This is a genomic window from Pseudomonas sp. CP4, from assembly GCF_047758505.1.
Classification (GTDB): Bacteria; Pseudomonadota; Gammaproteobacteria; order Pseudomonadales; family Pseudomonadaceae; genus Aquipseudomonas; species Aquipseudomonas fluorescens_AO.
This window is the reverse complement of the sequence record NZ_CP180489.1, coordinates 1,952,982-1,969,119: the sequence shown is the minus strand read 5'-3', so window position 1 is coordinate 1,969,119 and position 16,138 is coordinate 1,952,982. Positions and strand designations below refer to the sequence as shown.

The window sequence follows — 16,138 nt, the reverse complement described above, 5'->3', positions numbered from 1 at the left end:
CGTCGCTAAGCATTCAGCCCACCTCGCGTGGGCTTTTTTATTCAAGGGAGAAACACCATGGGTCAACTGATTGCAGGCACCTGCTACGTCAAGGTCGACGGCGCGCAACTGACTATCAATGGCGGCTGCGAAGCCCCGCTGATGGCTGTCAAACGTGAAACCGTCGTGCCCGGTTTCTACAAGGAAACCGACATCGCGCCGTCGTTCAAAGTGACCGCGCTGCACACCGCCGACTTCCCGCTGAAGAAGCTGATCGAAGGCACCGATATCACCGTCACCTGCGAATTCAGCAACGGAAAAGTCTACGTGCTGGCCGGCGCCTATCTGGTCGAGGAGCCAGTCTCCAAGGGCGACGACGCCACCATCGAACTGAAATTCGAAGGCATCAAGGGGACCTGGCAATGAGCGGCGCCGTGAAGCTTCAAGTAGCAATCGAAGCCCACGGCGAGCCTCTGACCGAACTCGTCCTGCGCCGTCCGACGGTGCAGGAAGTGCGAGCGATCAAGGCGCTGCCGTACAAGATCGACAAGAGTGAAGAAGTCAGCCTCGACATGGACGTGGCGGCCAAATACATCGCCGTGTGCGCCGGCATTCCGCCGTCGTCGGTCAACCAGCTCGATCTGGCTGACCTCAATGCGCTGAGCTGGGCCGTTGCGAGTTTTTTCATGAGTGCGGCGTCGACGCCATCACCGACCTGATCGCCGTCGCCTATGACCTGGCCTGGTTCTGGAAGGTTGACCCCGAACAGATGATGGCCAGGCCACTGGATGTGCTCCGCGAATCGCTGGAGCACGCGCAACGGATCAATGCGATGCAGCAGGTGCAGTGATGGCGAATACCAATTTGAGCCTGATCCCGCAGAACTTTCCCGTCACGGTCAACATGCTTGTCGTGCTCAAGGGCGCGGAAAAGATGGAGGCCGAGATGAAAGGGCTGCGCGGCAAGGTCGCAGCATTCAAGAAAAACATGGAAGACAGTGGTCTTGAGCCGCTGGATGTTGCCGGGTTCATTGCCGAAGGTGGCTTGCTCAAGCCGTTTCAGGATGGCATCAAGAAAGCCATCGAAGCGCAGGATGCGCTGGCGAGGAAGGCCATGGCACTCAAGGGTCTCAAGGTGCCGAAGCTGGTGCAGGGGGAAACTTCGGCCAACCTGGCAAAATTCAACGAAGCCCTCGATAAGGTCTCGTTGAACATTGGCAATGCATTATTGCCAGCGGTCAACGGCATCGTCACGGCGATCACTCCGGTGATCACCTCGATTGGTCAGTTTGTGGCGAACAATCCGTACCTTGTCGAAGGCTTGGCAGCGGCAGCTGTCGCGTTCACGGTCGTGACCGTTGGTGCAATGGGGCTGGTTGGTGTGTTGGGAATTCTGACGTCGCCGATCGGTTTGATTGCCGCCACGATTGCGGCGGCGGTGGCGATCATCGTGATTGGCGCGCGCTTGATTACCAGCAATTGGGGGGCAATCTCGGGTTTCTTCAGCCAGACCTGGCAATCAATCAGCGATGCGACTCGTCGCGGCATCGACGATGTGCAGAAAGGCTGGGATGACATGGTCACAGGCGCGAGGCAACGGTTCGACGCGATGCGTGCCACAGCATCACTGAAGTGGCAGGAGATGCGTGCTGACGCGATTGCCGGCGCCAGCCATCTAGCGGCGGGAGCATCCGAACGCCTGAGCGCATTCGGCGCATTTATCGACGAAACCTGGAATTCGGCAAGCGTGTCCGTCCGTGGTTACTGGGACCGCGCCGCAGCCAGCACTGCTGCTGGATTGCAAGAGCTCAAGGCCCGGCTATACACGTCTCCTTTGGAAAAAATGACCGCCCTGTGGAACTCGGCCGATGAGGCCGTTACCGAATACTGGGATCGTAGCTATGCGGCGACGATGTCCGGTTGGGAATCGGTCAAATCGACATTCGACGGCACGCTGACGGCAAAACTGGCGGGCATATGGGACTCTGCGCAAAGCGCCGCGTCAACGGCGCTTGAAGATATTGGCAACAGAGTCGCAACGGGTTGGTCGGCCATCACCTCTATGTTCGACGGAACGCTGACGACGAACATGGAGGCGGTCTGGAACACTGCGCAAAGTACGATTTTCCGTGCTGTAGGCAACATGCAAAACATTGCCGCGAGTGGATGGGAACAACTCAAATCCACGTTGTCCTGGTCTCCGAGCGCTATGGTCGAAAGTGCCTGGCAACCCTTGGCGCCGGTTTTTTCAGCACTATGGGACGTACTTAGGGCGGGTGCTCAGCCATTGAAAAACGAGTTCCAGAACTTGTTCGGCAGTGCTCCCGTGGAAGCGGTCATGGCGAAGTGGAATGGCATCACGGACTACTTCTCCGGTTTGTGGGCAACACTGAAAACGGACGCACAGTCGGTAAAGGTGACCCTGAGTGATCTTTTCAATCAGTCGCCGCTAGAGACGATCCAGCAGAAGTGGCAACCCGTTCTCGCCTGGTTCAGTGATGTGTGGACAAGGCTTCAAGGTATTTTCGGGCAGGTCAAAGAACTGCTCGGAGGTAACTTTTCCGGCTTCTTCGCCACTATCACCGGCACCAGCGCTGCTGCGCCTGGGGCGCCTGCGCTAGGCAGCACGTTGCCGCAAAGCTCCGGTGCGCTGATTCAACAAAGCGCAATCAACAACCGCACGCAACTCGAAGGCGGGCTGACCGTACGCTTCGAAAATGCACCGGCGGGGTTGCGCACCGAACAACCGCAAACCAATCAACCGGGCCTGGCCGTGGCGTCGCGCATCGGTTATCGCTCGCTGTCGATGGGAGGTTCTCAATGAACTGGCGTGACCGTTTGTTGCCGGCATCCTTTCGCGGTGTCGGCTTCTGGATCGACCAGGCGAAAACCCCGGTCGGTCGCAAGGGGCAATTGCACGAGTACCCGCAACGTGACCTGCCGTATTTCGAAGACCTCGGCCAGCAGGCGAAGACTCACGACATCACCGCCTTCATCGTCGGCGCCGATTGCCTGGAGCAGCGCGACAAGCTGCTCAAGGCGTTAGAGGCGGGCAGTGGCGAGCTGGTGCATCCGTGGCTTGGGCGCTTGCAGGTCAAGGTCGGCGAATGCGACATGACCCACACCCGCCAGGACGGCGGGCTGGTGACCTTTGCGCTGAAATTTTATCCCGATAAACCGTTGCCGTTTCCGACCGCGACGGTCAGTACCCAGAAAGTGCTGTTGGCCAAGGCCGATACCTTGCTGGGTTCGGCCGTGGCGCGCTTTGAACAGGCGATGACGCTGATCAAGGCTGCGCGGATCGGCATCGCCAATCTGCGCAACAGCCTGACCGGGGTCTATGAGGTGATCAAGGAACAGCTCAAACCGCTGATCGCGCAGTACCGGCAGATCACCGAACTGGTCAAGGCCGTGAAGGAGTTGCCTAAGGAAGTGGCGGCAGAATTCAAAGGCTTGCTTGGCGATATCAAGGAGCTGAAGGCCTTCGCGAAGGAGGGCTACCGTGGCGTGATTGCCGACGTGTCGCAACAACTCGAAGCCATTTGCAAGGCCGATGCGCCAAAGATCACCACCGGCAAGGACACCAACGCGGCGGCGCAAGCCATGGCCGATCTGGTGCAGGACACGCTGCTGGTCAAAGTGGCGCAATGGGTGGCGTCGATGCCGGTCGCCAGCCCTGCGGTAAAACTCCTTTCGACCCCTTCGGTGGCGCATCAGGCGGATCGACCGGTGACCCGTCAGGAAGTGCCGGTGACCGAGGAAATGAAAGCGCTGCAGAAAGCGGTCGGCGCGGCGATTGACCCGATGCTCGACAAGGCCGATCCCAAACACCACCAGGCCATCAATGACGTGAAGGAAGCGCTGCTTGCGCACCTCAAGGCCGTGGCGTCTTCGGGGGTGCGACAGGTCAGCCAATCGTTTCAGGAAAGCCTGCCGGCAGTGGTGGTCGCCTACCGGCAATTTGCCGATGCCACACGGGTGACTGAAGTGACGCAGAGCAACGCAATGAACCATCCGGGCTTTGCCCCCAACGACGTCAAAGTCTCCAGGGAGTAAGCCATGAGCGAGATGGACAACTCTGTCACGCTGACCGTCAACAACATGGAATACGGCGGCTGGAAAAGCGTGGAAATCACTGCTGATCTGGAGCGCCAGTTCCGCACCTTCAAACTCGACATCACCTGGCAGTGGCCGGGGCAGACGGTGGATCAGCGGATCAAACCGGGTGACCCGTGCGAAGTGAAAATCGGCCAGGATCTGCTGCTGACCGGCTACGTGTTCAAGGCGCCGATCCGCTATGACGGTCGGCAGATCAGCCTGACCATCGAAGGCAGTTCCAGGACTCAGGATCTGGTCGATTGTGCCGCCCGTAACCTGCCCAGCCAATGGCAGCAGCAGCCATTGCTGAACATCGTTCAGGATCTGGCCAGGGAATATGGGTTGTCGGTGGTTAACGAAATCAGTGAAACCACACGCCTGACCAAACACACCATCGTGCCCGGTGAAACAGCCTTTCAGTCGATCGATCGGCTGCTCTCGCTGCTGCGGGTGTTTTCCACCGACAACGAGCTGGGCCAACTGGTGCTGGCCAAACCCGGCAGTGGCGGGCGGGCCAGTGATGTGCTCGAGCTGGGCAAGAATATTCTGTCCGCCAATGCGCCCATGGATTACAGCCAGGTGTTCTCCGAATACCGGGTGATCGGCCAGCAGAAAGGCTCGGACAAGCAGAGCGGGGCGGCGGTCAGCGAAGTCGAATCGACGGCCGCCGACCTGACCTTCAAGCGTCGGCGCACCACGATAATCAATGAAGGCACGCAACTGACTTTTGAATTGGCGCAGCAGCGTGCCCAATGGGAAAGCGCCACCCGCATGGGCCGGGCGCAAACCACCACTTATCAGGTGCAGGGCTGGCGTCAGGCAAACGGCGATCTGTGGCGGCACAACACGTTGGTGCGGGTGAAAGATCCGGTGCTGGGATTCGATGGCGACATGCTGATTTCCAAAGTCACCTATTCGCTGTCCGCGCAGGGCTCGATGACGACCTTGCAGGTGGCACCGCCGCATACCTTCGATGCTGATCCAACGCCAGCGAAAAAACCCTGAACCGGACACCGATCCTTGTAGGAGTGAGCCTGCTCGCGATAGCGGTACAACTGACAAACAAGTGTCGACTGTCATACCGCGATCGCGAGCAGGCTCACTCCTACAGTGGAACGCGTCCTGTCCACATTTTGAGAAAACCCCATGAGCCTACTGACACGCCTGCTGGCGCGCGGCACTGTCGTGCTCGCCAATTCGGCCTCCAAGCTGCAATCGCTGCAAATGCGCCTCACCGCCGGCGAAGTGAACGACGACCTCGAACACTTCGAACCCTACGGTTTCACCAGCCATCCACTGGCCGGCGCCGAAGGTGTCGTCACCTTCATTGGCGGTGACCGTTCCCATGCCATCGCCCTGGTCATCGCCGACCGCCGCTATCGCCTGCAATCGCTCGCCGCCGGTGAGGTGGCGATCTACACCGACGAGGGCGACCGGATTCATTTCAAGCGCGGGCGGATCATCGACATTGAAACCGCCACGCTGAACGTCCGCGCCAGCAGCGCGGTGAACTTCGATACGCCGGTGATCAACCAGACCGGCAAGATCGTTTCCAGCGGCGACCAGCTCGCCGGCGGCATCAGCCAGATCAACCATGTGCACGTCGGCGTTCAGGCCGGCAACGGTCAGACCGGCGTGCCGGCAGGAGGCAAATGATGCTGATCAGCCCGAACCTGCATGCCGCACTGACCCGCGCGGTGTTGATCAGCCTGTTCACCTGGCGCCGCGCCGCCGATGACGACGCCCTCGATGACGACGAGCGCTTCGGTTGGTGGGGCGACAGCTTTCCCACCGTCGCTGACGATCGCATCGGTTCACGGCTGTGGCTGCTGCGCCGGGTCAAGCTGACCCGTCAGACCCAGATGGACGCCGAATTCTATGCCCGCGAAGCCTTGCAATGGCTGATCGACGACGGTCACTGCAGCGCCGTCGACATCCTCAGTGAACGCCTCGACGCCCAGCGCCTGAACCTGCGCACGGTCCTGACCCTGGCCGACGGCGAACGTCTGGACATCAACCCCGATAACAGTTGGCAGGTGATCTATGCCGTTTGAAACCCCTTCGCTGCCGGTGCTGATCAAGCGCACCCAAAGCGACCTGGCCGGCGATTCGCTGCGCCAGTCCGATGCGCAAGTGCTGGCCCGCACCCTCAGCGGCGCCGCGTATGGTCTGTACGGCTACCTCGACTGGATCGCCGGACAGATCCTGCCGGACACCGCCGATGAGTCGACCCTGGAACGCATCGCCGCACTGCGTTTGAACCAGCCGCGCAAACCCGCGCAAGTCGCCAGCGGCAGCGTCAGTTTCAGCGCCACGGCCGGCGCGCTGCTGGACGTCGACACGCTGCTGCAAGCGAGCGATGGCCGCACCTACAAAGTCACCAGCGCACGCACCGCAATTAATGGCAGCAACACGACAACGATTGCAGCACTGGAGGCCGGCAGCCTTGGCAATGCCGACGCCGGGCTGGCGCTGACGCCGGTGCAGCCGATTGCCGGCGTGGTCGGCAACAGCTTCGTCGTCCTGGCGCCGGGCCTCAGCGGCGGCGTCGCGCTGGAAAGTCTCGAATCGCTGCGCTCGCGGGTGATTCGCTCGTACCGGATCATTCCCCACGGCGGCTCGGCAGACGATTACGAAACCTGGGCGCTGGAAGTGCCCGGCGTCACCCGCGCCTGGTGCCGAGGCGGCTTTCTCGGCCCCGGCACCGTCGGCGTCTACATCATGCGTGACGACGATCCACAACCGGTGCCCAACGCCGAGCAACTGGCGCAGGTGCAGGCGTACATCGAACCGTTGCGCCCGGTGACCGCCGAGGTGTATGTGCGTGCGCCGATTCAGGTGCCGGTGACCTACCGCCTGAAGCTCACGCCGGACACCAGCGCCGTGCGCGCAGCGGTCGAAACCCAGTTGCGCGATCTGCACAACCGCGAGGCCGACCTCGGCGAGGATCTGCTGATCAGCCACATTCGTGAAGCCATCAGCAGCGCTGCCGGTGAAACCGATCACGTGCTCAGCGCCCCGGTCGCCAACGTCACCGCCAAGGACAGCGAACTGCTGACGTTTGGAGGCTGCGTATGGGGGGCATAAGAACCGCCGCGCAATACCAGGCGCAACTGCGCGCCTTGCTGCCCAGCGGCCCGGCGTGGGACCCGGAACGTGTGCCGGAGCTCGAAGAAGTGCTGCAAGGCGTCGCCGTTGAACTGGCGCGCCTCGACGCGCGCGCCGCTGACCTGCTCAACGAAATGGACCCGGCCGGCGTCAGCGAACTGGTGCCGGACTGGGAGCAGGTGATGAACCTGCCCGACCCGTGCCTGGGCGCCACGCCGCTGTTCGACGACCGCCGCCTCGCCGTACGCCGCCGCTTGCTCGCGGTCGGCAGCCAGGCTGTCGGCTACTACCTCGACATTGCCAAAAGCCAGGGCTACCCCAACGCCACCATCACCGAACACGAAGCACCCCGCATGGGCCGTGCCCGGTTCGGTGCGGCGCATTGGGGCACCTGGGAAGCGCAATTCATGTGGACGCTCAACACCGGCGGCCGCCTGCTGCTCGGCCGGCGTTACGGCGCGAGCTACTGGGGCGAGCGCTTCGGCGTCAACCCGGGCTCGGCGCTGGAATGCCTGATTCACCGCAGTGCGCCAGCGCACACCAAGGTGCACATCAATTATGACTAGGGAGGAATGAGGGATGGATTATCCAAAAAGCATGCCTGGTGTCGGTTTGGTCAACAGTCGTTTCGTTGATGAAAATCCCGTCACCGGAACACCGGGATCACTGATTCCTGCTGAGTGGGGCAATGCCCTTACCGAAGAGGTCTTGACGGTTATCAAAGCAGGGGGAATTGAACCGACTGAAGGCTTGAACACGCAGCTGCTGGAGGCCATTCGCAGCAAAAAGCTGTTTGAAACGCCGCCTCAGTTCGATGCCAGTCAGAAAGTCGCGACGACCGAGTTCGTGCAGCGTGCGCTTGGCAGTCTGGCGGGGCAGACCAACTATGTGGGTGAGGTGTCATTGACCGCCGCTGATGTTGGCAGGCTTTCGATTTTTACCGGCCCCAGTACTGCAACACTGCCGGAGTGGTCGACTGTCCCGGCGGGAGGTCTGATATCGCTTTGTGCCAGCTCTGGTGGTCTGACGGTCAAAGCCAGAGCTGGCGAAACCCTGGGCACCCCCAATGGCGCCTCGCCGACATCGCTGTCGTTTGTCGGTGGCAGCTTCGTGACCTTTCGCCGTCTTTTGCTTGGCGGTGGCTGGGGCCTGGACTCCGGTGACGGGGCACTCAAGTATTCGCCAATGTTCACCGCCTCGCTGGTTACGGCCGGCGGTTATCAGCGCCTGCCCAGTGGATTGATTCTGCAGTGGGGGCTGGCCACGGGTGGTGGTCTCAGCGAAACCATTACTTATCCGATTGCCTTCCCCAACGCCGTGCTTTTTCTGTCTGGCAGCGATATCTCACCGGGCTTCGCCGATCTGCGTTTCTCCCTGTTCAGACTCTCGCAAAGCCAGTTTCAGCGCTTTTCCAATTCGGATCCGGGCGGTTGGAACTGGTTCGCCATAGGCTTCTGACATCAAAGGTGAATTCAATGAAATATATAGATTTTGATGCCTCGGGTGAGTTGCTTGGGCGCTACGACTCGGCGATCCACGCGCAGATTCCGGCAACTGCGGTGGAGATTTCCGATGAGCTGTTTCTGCGAACGATCGAAGAGCGCGACGGCCTCTGGAAATGGACCGAAGGCAAGGTCACCAAACACTCGCGTCCGAACGCTACGCAGGTGCTTGAAAGCGAACGGCGAGCGTCGGCCCTGGCGCGGCGTGACGAGTTGTTGGCCGAAGCCGATCAACAGACCGTGGGTATGGCAGACGCCTACATTGCGGGTCTGCTTGATGACGATGACATGTGGCAGTTCAAAGCCTACGCCGGTTACAAACTGGCTCTGAACAAAGTCGATAAACAGCCAGGTTTTCCGCAGAACATAAATTGGCCAGCCTTGCCGGTTGGATGACATCCCTGAGTCGAATTCCGATAAAGCGGGAGATCGAAAAGGTCGGTATCACGCTGTACAAGCCGAACCTCAAAGCGAGGCGGATTCTTGTCCGGCTGATCGGGCAGGGGGCAGCGGCGGTGGATGTTCGCCGGTTGCCGCCGGTTTGCAGGGTATTGGCGGCGGCGGAGGCTCTGGAGCTTTCACACAAAGCCTTTATGACGTGACTACGGATATGCTCGCAGGCGTGCCCGTTACGCTGGGTAGCGGCGGCGCTGCGAGCAATGTGATGGGGCAGGCCGGTGGCGGCGCTTCGTTCGGCACCTACATGAGCGCTGCGGGCGGTGAGGGCGGGCAGGTGCTCACTGTCGCTTCTTCAGCCACAGCGGCCGGTTTCGTACAGGGCGGGGCCGGAGGGCAAGCGGTCACCGGTGGAAATCTTGTCAATGCGCGGGGCATCCCCGGTGAGTACGCGATGTACAACGGCAATTGGGGCGTTCTCTCCGGAGCAGGTGGTGCCAGCCCCTATGACGGTGGTGGTACCCGCGTGGGCGTCAACGGGGTCGGCGTTTCCGGCGGACGTGGTTCCGGTGGCAGCGGGTCCTGTTCGACCAATGCTTCAGCTGCCGTGGTGAGCGGCGCCGGCGGCAACGCCTTCTGTGAAATCTGGGAGTACGAGTAATGGCTATTTATGCTCGGGTCGAACACGGCGTGGTCGTCGAGCGGATCGACACCGGTGACTACGTCATCAACCAGTTGTTTGCACCGTCCTTTGTCGAGTTGATGGTTCTGGTTCCGAACGACCAGCAAATCGAAATAGGCGCGCCGCTCGACACGATCCCGGCCGCAGATGAACCATCGCCGGCAGCGCAGCACTCAGTGAATCTTCAGACATCCACGCCTGCAGAAACAGAGTCTGCGACATCCGCACGCGCCTGGCGCCAGACATCGCTGGCAGCGACCGAATGGCTGGTCACGCGCCATCGTGACGAGCAGGCGCTGGGACGCGGCACCCACCTCCAGGCCGCGCAATATCTGGACCTGCTCGAATACTTTCAGTCGCTGCGCGACTGGCCTGATTCGCCATATTTTCCTGCATTGAGTTCCAAGCCGGAAATACCGCTTTGGCTTGCAAACGTTAATGGCTGACAGGGCGGAATGTAAGTTCACCGAAGGAGATTAAAAATGGATTATCCCAAAAGTTTGCCAAGTGCCGGTTTGGTAAATGGCAGATTTATCGATGAAGATCCCGTCACGGGCACGCCCGGTTCGCTGATCCCTGCAAGTTGGGGTAACAGCGTGACGCAGGAAATTCTTGAAGTTATCAAAAGTTCAGGCGTGGCGGCGGATGAAGGCGATAACACGCAGCTTCGCACAGCGATCAACGCATTGATCCTGAAGAAACAAAACGAAAGCCTGGCCACTCAAGAAGACGCTGAAGCTGGTACGAACGCAGCAAAACTCATGACACCCTTGCGGACATTTCAAGCAATAGCCAGGAAGGTTCAGCAAGCGACAGAGGCGTTCGTGGGGACGGCGAAAATTGCCTCTCAGGCCGAGGTCAATGCGGGCACTGGCGATGCATCAATCGTTACCCCTAAAAAACTCAGACTTGGCTTCATGGTGCGATTGGGTACTTCTGGTTATGTGGTTTTTCCCTCATGGATGGGCGGGATAATCATTCAATGGGTTAACGGCAGTGCCAGTCAGGCAGGCAATAACAATAATGGCGAGCTGAATTTATGGCCGCTGGCATTCCCCAATGCGTTGTATGTCGCGGTGGCAACTCACGAAGGTACGTCGACAGCAACTTTCCTTACATGGAATGCCGTTTCGACCGTCAGCAGGCAGGTAGGCATCAATGTGCGCTGCCCTGATTACCCTAACACCACTATTTCCGCGCGCATCATCGGCATAGGAAATTGAATATGTATTATTTTTCCCCGACTACTAGCGGTTTTTATCATTCTGAACTGCACGGCCTGAATATTCCCAACGATGCGTTTGTACTCAGCGAAGGCGAGTACTGCGCGCTGGTATCGAATGCTCCGAAAGCAACCGTCCTTTCCCTTGATAAAGACGGCCGTCCGGAGCGGGTTCCAGTGGTTGCCCAATCTCATGACTCAATTGAGCGTGCCTGGCGCAACCAAGTGCTTCAAAGCACCCAATGGCTGGTTTTGCGTGATGCCGAAGAACTGGAAACCGGCGAGGGCACGACCCTGCACGCTGAAGAGTTCAAGCAACTGCTTGCCTATCGCCAGGCCTTGCGTGATTGGCCCGATCAGCCTGAGTTTCCGGATGCACATTCGCGCCCGATTGAGCCGGACTGGCTCGGCGCTCTGACTTTATAGGGAATCAATCGTGGATTATCCGAAAAGCGTTCCCAGCGTAGGGCTGGTGAATGGAAAGTTCGTCAATGAAGACGCCGTTGCAGGCATGCCGGGCTCGCTGATTCCGGCGGCCTGGGGCAACAGCGTTACCGATGAGTTGTTGAATGTCATCAAATCCGCCGGGCTGGAACCGAGCGAAACCGATGCGAGCCAACTGCTGCAAGCTGTGAAAAAGCTCAGCCAGGCTGGTGACGACAAACACGCCGCGGACATCGGCGCGGCCAACCTTTACATGGCCAACTATGTGCCAGTGGTCAGCGTATTGAAGGATGGCTTGGCACTGCGCTTCACCGCAGCCAATGCCAACACCGGAGCGAGCACGTTTGCCCCGAATGGATTGCTGCCCAAGCCGTTGGTCAGCCTTGCACTGAGCGCATTGCGCCCGGCGGAAATTGTTGGCGGCAGTGTGTGCTCGGTGGTGTACAGCGCTGCGCTGGACAGTTGGGTGTTGGTCTATGCGAGCGGCGGTAATGCGGCGAGCGGCCGGTTGCTGGGGGTGAAAACGTTTACTGCGTCGGGGGCTTATGTGCCGACTGCGGGGATGAGAAATGTGTTGGTCAAGGTTATGGCCGGTGGCGGTGGCAGTGCGGGCGTTGGCGCGACTACCGCTGCGCAATATGCGACCGTGGGTGGCGGGGCCTCTGGCAGTTATGCCGAAGCCTGGCTTTCCTCCGATTTGATCGGTTCCCAACAGATAGTAACGGTGGGTGCAGGTGGAAGCGCCGGACAGGCTGCTGCAAACGCAGGAGGAGGTGGCACCAGTTCGTTCGGTTCGCTGGTTTCTGCTGCCGGTGGTGGCGGGTCGCCGTGGATCGGATTTGTCGCTAATCAGGGAATGGCGCTTTGTACCGGTGGTTATCCTGGCCTTGTGGCAAGTGGCGGCAATGTCCTCAATAGCGCGGGCAGTGCTGGCGCCCCGGGAATATCGGTCAACGGCTCGACCCTCGCAGGAAATGGCGGTAACTCGCCATTGGGCTGTGGCGGTTTTGCGAGTAGCGCAGCCAACGCATTAGCGGCTCCAGGCACCGGTTACGGTTCCGGTGCAGGCGGAATCGCCAATGCGCCAAGTCAACCGGCCAGACCCGGCGGCGCAGGTGCCCCGGGGGTCGTCATCATTTACGAGTACGCCTGATGAAAACCTACGCTCGCATCGTCAACGCCACAGTGGTCGAGTTGTTCGCGACCGACGGCAATATGGCCGAGATGTTTCACCCGGATCTGCTCTGGGTCGATATCAGCGAAGTCATGCCGGCACCGCAAATCGACTGGACAGCCCACTTCGGAACCCTTGGTTGGGTGTTTGCGTCAGCCGAACAACCCGCGCCGGCCAGCACCTTGAAAACTCTGGCAAATAAATGGCTGGCAGGCATCACGGGTCAGCCGTGATTCAATCAGGATCAATCCAGGGAGGATCAAGCATTATGCAAATAACCGAAAACAACCTTATCGACATCATGCCCAACGCCCGCTCCCAAGCGGGCGTTTTTGTTTCTGCACTCAACAACGCCATGGCGCGTCGTCGCATCGACACGCCCAAGCGCATTGCCGCGTTTCTTGCGCAAATTGGCCATGAGTCCGGGCAGTTGCGCTACGTGCGCGAACTGGGCAACAACCAGTACCTGAGCAAATACGACACCGGCACATTGGCGCTGCGTCTGGGTAACACGCCCGAGGCGGACGGCGATGGACAAAAATATCGGGGGCGTGGGCTCATTCAAATTACCGGTCGCGCCAACTATCGCCAGTGCAGCGTCGGCCTGTTCGGCGATGAGCGTCTGCTGTCCTTGCCCGAACTGCTTGAACAGCCGCAGTGGGCGGCCGAGTCTGCGGCATGGTTCTGGGAACAGAAGGGCCTGAATGAGCTGGCCGACCGTGATCAGTTCAACACCATTACCCGACGCATCAACGGCGGGTTGAACGGTTTGCAGGATCGCCTGGATATCTGGGCGCGGGCGAGGGCGGTGCTATGCCAATCCCCTGGCGAATGATCGGCGTTTCGTCGTTGGCCGCAGCAGCCTTTGCTGGCGCCTGGCAATTTCAGGACTGGCGTTACGGGCGGCAACTGGCCGAGCAGTCCCGATTAAACGCTGAAGCCGTGAATCGACAGAACCTCGCCGCCGCCACCGCGCAGCAGGCCGAGCAGGATAAACGCCTGGCCCTGGAGCAACGGCTCGCGGCGAGTGAACAAACCCATTATCGAGCGCTGAGCGATGCCCAACGTGATCAGGATCGCCTGCGCGATCGCCTTGCTACTGCCGATGTGCGGCTGTCAGTCCTTCTCGACGCCGGCGACGTTGCCCACGCCTGCGCGGTGCCAGCCACCGCCGGCACCGGCGGCGTGGATTCTGCAACCGTACGCGCCCGACTTGACCCGGCGCATGCTCAACGAATTATCGCCATCACCGACACCGGGGACCGTGGATTGATCGCTTTGCAGGCTTGTCAGGCCTACGTCAGAGCGTTGGCGCCCGAACATTTTGAATGATTCTGTGTATTGAAAGCGCGTCCGGCTCGTGTACGGTGAAGGCATTCCACACGATCTGGAGCTCGCCGTGAAAGAGACCACCCAACTGGCCGCAGAACTGGGCCGACGTCTGCAAATGCTCAATGCCCACGTTACTACCGCCGAGTCCTGCACAGGCGGCGGGATTGCCGAAGCGATCACGCGGATTCCCGGCAGTTCGGCCTGGTTTGAAGCGGGTTACGTGACATATTCCAATCGACAGAAAACCCGGCAGTTGACTGTGCCGGGCGATTTGTTCGAGACGGTGGGCGCGGTCAGTCGTGAAGTGGTCGAGGCGATGGTGCGCGGTGCGCAGCAGCACAGCCTGGCGCATTTTGCCGTGGCGGTCAGCGGTGTTGCCGGTCCCGACGGCGGCACGCCGAACAAGCCGGTGGGTACGGTGTGGCTGGCCTGGGGCGTGGGCGATGCGATTTACAGCGAGGTTCAACACTTCCCTGGCAACCGCGACGAAGTCCGCCGTCAAACGGTGAAGGCCGCGCTGGAGGGGCTTGTGCGACTAGCGGCACGAGAAATCGAAAATCAGGGGTAGGCGATCTTCGAACGCTGTGGAATAATACTGGCTACTTATACAGGTGTTGGCCGTCAGGCCTTATTGATTACGTGAGGACTTTAATGGACGACAACAAGAAGAAAGCCTTGGCTGCGGCCCTGGGTCAGATCGAACGTCAATTCGGCAAGGGTGCCGTAATGCGTATGGGCGATCAAGACCGTCAGGCGATCCCATCCATCTCTACTGGCTCTCTGGGTCTGGACATTGCACTCGGCATCGGCGGCCTGCCAAAAGGCCGTATCGTTGAAATCTACGGTCCTGAATCCTCCGGTAAAACCACACTGACACTGTCGGTCATCGCCCAGGCGCAGAAAGCTGGCGCGACCTGCGCATTCGTCGACGCCGAACACGCTCTCGATCCAGAGTACGCCGGCAAGCTGGGCGTCAACGTTGATGACCTGCTGGTTTCCCAGCCGGACACCGGCGAACAGGCCCTGGAAATCACCGACATGCTGGTGCGCTCCAACGCTGTTGACGTGATCATCGTCGACTCCGTGGCCGCATTGGTACCGAAGGCTGAAATCGAAGGTGAAATGGGCGACATGCACGTCGGCCTGCAAGCCCGTCTGATGTCTCAGGCGCTGCGTAAAATCACCGGTAACATCAAGAATGCCAACTGCCTGGTCATCTTCATCAACCAGATCCGAATGAAAATCGGCGTGATGTTCGGCAGCCCGGAAACCACTACTGGTGGTAACGCGCTGAAGTTCTACGCCTCGGTTCGTCTCGACATCCGCCGTACCGGCGCGGTGAAAGAAGGTGACGAAGTGGTCGGCAGCGAAACCCGCGTCAAGGTTGTGAAGAACAAGGTGGCTTCGCCGTTCCGTCAGGCCGAGTTCCAGATTCTTTACGGCAAAGGCATCTACCTCAATGGCGAGATGATCGACCTGGGCGTGCTGCACGGTTTCGTCGAGAAGTCCGGCGCATGGTATGCCTACGAAGGCACCAAGATCGGTCAGGGCAAGGCCAACTCGGCCAAGTTCCTGGCAGACAACCCGGAAATCGCCGCGAAGCTCGAGAAGCAACTGCGTGACAAGCTGCTGGCCCCAGTGGCAGACGTCAAGGCTTTGGCCTCCCGGGACAAGCTCGATAACATGGCCGAGGCCGATGTCGACGTTTGAGTCGTTGAATGACACTTGTACTCGATACTCTCGTCGCGGTGCGGCGAACCGCCATGGACCTGCTCGCACGTCGCGAGCATGGTCGAGTCGAGTTGACGCGTAAGCTGCGTCAGCGCGGCGCCGAGGCGGAGCTGATCGAAACAGCCCTCGACCGTTTGACGGAAGAGGGTCTGCTTTCCGAAGCCCGTTACCTTGAAAGTTTTGTCTCCTACCGCGCCCGTTCCGGCTATGGCCCATTGCGAATTCGTGAGGAGCTCAGCCAGCGCGGTTTGCAACGCACCGATATTGAAATTGCCCTGCGCGAAAGCGGTATCAACTGGCAGGCGCAGCTTCAGGATACGTGGCAACGCAAGTTCTCCGGGCATTTACCGATTGATGCGAAAGAACGGGCCAGGCAAGGCCGGTTTCTGGCGTATCGGGGGTTTTCGATGGAGATGATCAACCGCTTGTTCAGCGGTCGAGGGATGGACGATTAGACCGATTCAACAAAAA

General features: G+C 59.9%; 23 protein-coding genes. All 23 read left to right on the top strand.

What is annotated here, in order from left to right; translation table 11 throughout:
- Nucleotides 1-57: 57 nt before the first annotated feature.
- Entirely contained in the window at nt 58-405 is a 348-nt protein-coding gene (locus tag ACMYUN_RS08850) for a phage tail tube protein (RefSeq protein WP_007908779.1), read from the top strand.
- Entirely contained in the window at nt 402-698 is a 297-nt protein-coding gene (locus ACMYUN_RS08845; RefSeq protein WP_415763502.1) for a phage tail assembly protein, read from the top strand. Before ACMYUN_RS08850 ends, ACMYUN_RS08845 begins: the two co-directional genes overlap by 4 nt.
- A gap of 130 nt (nt 699-828) precedes the next feature.
- On the top strand, nt 829-2,802 hold the full coding sequence (locus tag ACMYUN_RS08840) for a hypothetical protein (RefSeq protein WP_415763501.1): 1,974 nt from the start codon (nt 829-831) through the stop codon (nt 2,800-2,802).
- Nucleotides 2,799-4,034 carry a DNA circularization protein gene (locus ACMYUN_RS08835; RefSeq protein WP_415763500.1) on the top strand — a complete coding sequence of 412 codons (1,236 nt, stop codon included), beginning with the start codon at nt 2,799-2,801 and terminating at the stop codon, nt 4,032-4,034. Before ACMYUN_RS08840 ends, ACMYUN_RS08835 begins: the two co-directional genes overlap by 4 nt.
- Before the next feature lie 3 nt (nt 4,035-4,037).
- Nucleotides 4,038-5,081 (top strand): phage baseplate assembly protein, encoded by a 1,044-nt coding sequence (locus tag ACMYUN_RS08830; RefSeq protein WP_415763499.1) that lies wholly within the window; start codon nt 4,038-4,040, stop codon nt 5,079-5,081.
- 141 nt (nt 5,082-5,222) lie between these two features.
- Nucleotides 5,223-5,732 (top strand): phage baseplate assembly protein V, encoded by a 510-nt coding sequence (locus tag ACMYUN_RS08825; protein WP_415763498.1) that lies wholly within the window; start codon nt 5,223-5,225, stop codon nt 5,730-5,732.
- On the top strand, nt 5,732-6,130 hold the full coding sequence (locus ACMYUN_RS08820) for a phage GP46 family protein (RefSeq protein WP_415763497.1): 399 nt from the start codon (nt 5,732-5,734) through the stop codon (nt 6,128-6,130). Before ACMYUN_RS08825 ends, ACMYUN_RS08820 begins: the two co-directional genes overlap by 1 nt.
- Nucleotides 6,120-7,163: a baseplate J/gp47 family protein gene (locus ACMYUN_RS08815; RefSeq protein WP_415763496.1), complete on the top strand. Its 1,044-nt coding sequence runs from the start codon at nt 6,120-6,122 to the stop codon at nt 7,161-7,163. Before ACMYUN_RS08820 ends, ACMYUN_RS08815 begins: the two co-directional genes overlap by 11 nt.
- Nucleotides 7,151-7,750 (top strand): YmfQ family protein, encoded by a 600-nt coding sequence (locus ACMYUN_RS08810; protein ID WP_415763495.1) that lies wholly within the window; start codon nt 7,151-7,153, stop codon nt 7,748-7,750. The genes ACMYUN_RS08815 and ACMYUN_RS08810 overlap by 13 nt, the downstream gene beginning before the upstream one ends.
- 13 nt (nt 7,751-7,763) lie before the next feature.
- A complete protein-coding gene (locus ACMYUN_RS08805) occupies nt 7,764-8,642 on the top strand; it encodes a gp53-like domain-containing protein (protein ID WP_415763494.1) in 879 nt (292 codons plus the stop codon).
- Nucleotides 8,643-8,659: 17 nt separating this feature from the next.
- On the top strand, nt 8,660-9,082 hold the full coding sequence (locus tag ACMYUN_RS08800) for a phage tail assembly chaperone (RefSeq protein WP_415763493.1): 423 nt from the start codon (nt 8,660-8,662) through the stop codon (nt 9,080-9,082).
- Nucleotides 9,058-9,288 (top strand): hypothetical protein, encoded by a 231-nt coding sequence (locus tag ACMYUN_RS08795; protein WP_415763492.1) that lies wholly within the window; start codon nt 9,058-9,060, stop codon nt 9,286-9,288. Before ACMYUN_RS08800 ends, ACMYUN_RS08795 begins: the two co-directional genes overlap by 25 nt.
- Nucleotides 9,285-9,743 carry a hypothetical protein gene (locus tag ACMYUN_RS08790; protein WP_415763491.1) on the top strand — a complete coding sequence of 153 codons (459 nt, stop codon included), beginning with the start codon at nt 9,285-9,287 and terminating at the stop codon, nt 9,741-9,743. The genes ACMYUN_RS08795 and ACMYUN_RS08790 overlap by 4 nt, the downstream gene beginning before the upstream one ends.
- Nucleotides 9,743-10,210: a hypothetical protein gene (locus ACMYUN_RS08785; protein ID WP_415763490.1), complete on the top strand. Its 468-nt coding sequence runs from the start codon at nt 9,743-9,745 to the stop codon at nt 10,208-10,210. The genes ACMYUN_RS08790 and ACMYUN_RS08785 overlap by 1 nt, the downstream gene beginning before the upstream one ends.
- 36 nt (nt 10,211-10,246) lie before the next feature.
- Entirely contained in the window at nt 10,247-10,987 is a 741-nt protein-coding gene (locus ACMYUN_RS08780) for a hypothetical protein (protein ID WP_415763489.1), read from the top strand.
- A gap of 2 nt (nt 10,988-10,989) precedes the next feature.
- Nucleotides 10,990-11,412: a phage tail assembly chaperone gene (locus ACMYUN_RS08775; protein WP_415763488.1), complete on the top strand. Its 423-nt coding sequence runs from the start codon at nt 10,990-10,992 to the stop codon at nt 11,410-11,412.
- Nucleotides 11,413-11,422: 10 nt separating this feature from the next.
- Nucleotides 11,423-12,583: a hypothetical protein gene (locus ACMYUN_RS08770; protein WP_415763487.1), complete on the top strand. Its 1,161-nt coding sequence runs from the start codon at nt 11,423-11,425 to the stop codon at nt 12,581-12,583.
- Complete coding sequence (locus ACMYUN_RS08765; protein WP_415763486.1) at nt 12,583-12,837, top strand: hypothetical protein; 255 nt, start codon at nt 12,583-12,585, stop codon at nt 12,835-12,837. Before ACMYUN_RS08770 ends, ACMYUN_RS08765 begins: the two co-directional genes overlap by 1 nt.
- Before the next feature lie 35 nt (nt 12,838-12,872).
- A complete protein-coding gene (locus tag ACMYUN_RS08760; protein WP_415763485.1) occupies nt 12,873-13,439 on the top strand; it encodes a glycoside hydrolase family 19 protein in 567 nt (188 codons plus the stop codon).
- A complete protein-coding gene (locus ACMYUN_RS08755) occupies nt 13,418-13,936 on the top strand; it encodes a lysis system i-spanin subunit Rz (RefSeq protein WP_415763484.1) in 519 nt (172 codons plus the stop codon). Before ACMYUN_RS08760 ends, ACMYUN_RS08755 begins: the two co-directional genes overlap by 22 nt.
- A 67-nt stretch (nt 13,937-14,003) precedes the next feature.
- Nucleotides 14,004-14,504, top strand: coding sequence for a CinA family protein (locus tag ACMYUN_RS08750; protein ID WP_039762709.1), 501 nt, complete (start codon nt 14,004-14,006; stop codon nt 14,502-14,504).
- An 83-nt stretch (nt 14,505-14,587) separates the two neighbouring features.
- Nucleotides 14,588-15,646, top strand: a complete 1,059-nt coding sequence (gene recA / locus ACMYUN_RS08745; RefSeq protein WP_039762573.1) for a recombinase RecA — start codon at nt 14,588-14,590, stop codon at nt 15,644-15,646.
- An 8-nt stretch (nt 15,647-15,654) separates the two neighbouring features.
- Nucleotides 15,655-16,122, top strand: a complete 468-nt coding sequence (gene recX, locus ACMYUN_RS08740; RefSeq protein ID WP_039762574.1) for a recombination regulator RecX — start codon at nt 15,655-15,657, stop codon at nt 16,120-16,122.
- Nucleotides 16,123-16,138: the final 16 nt, after the last annotated feature.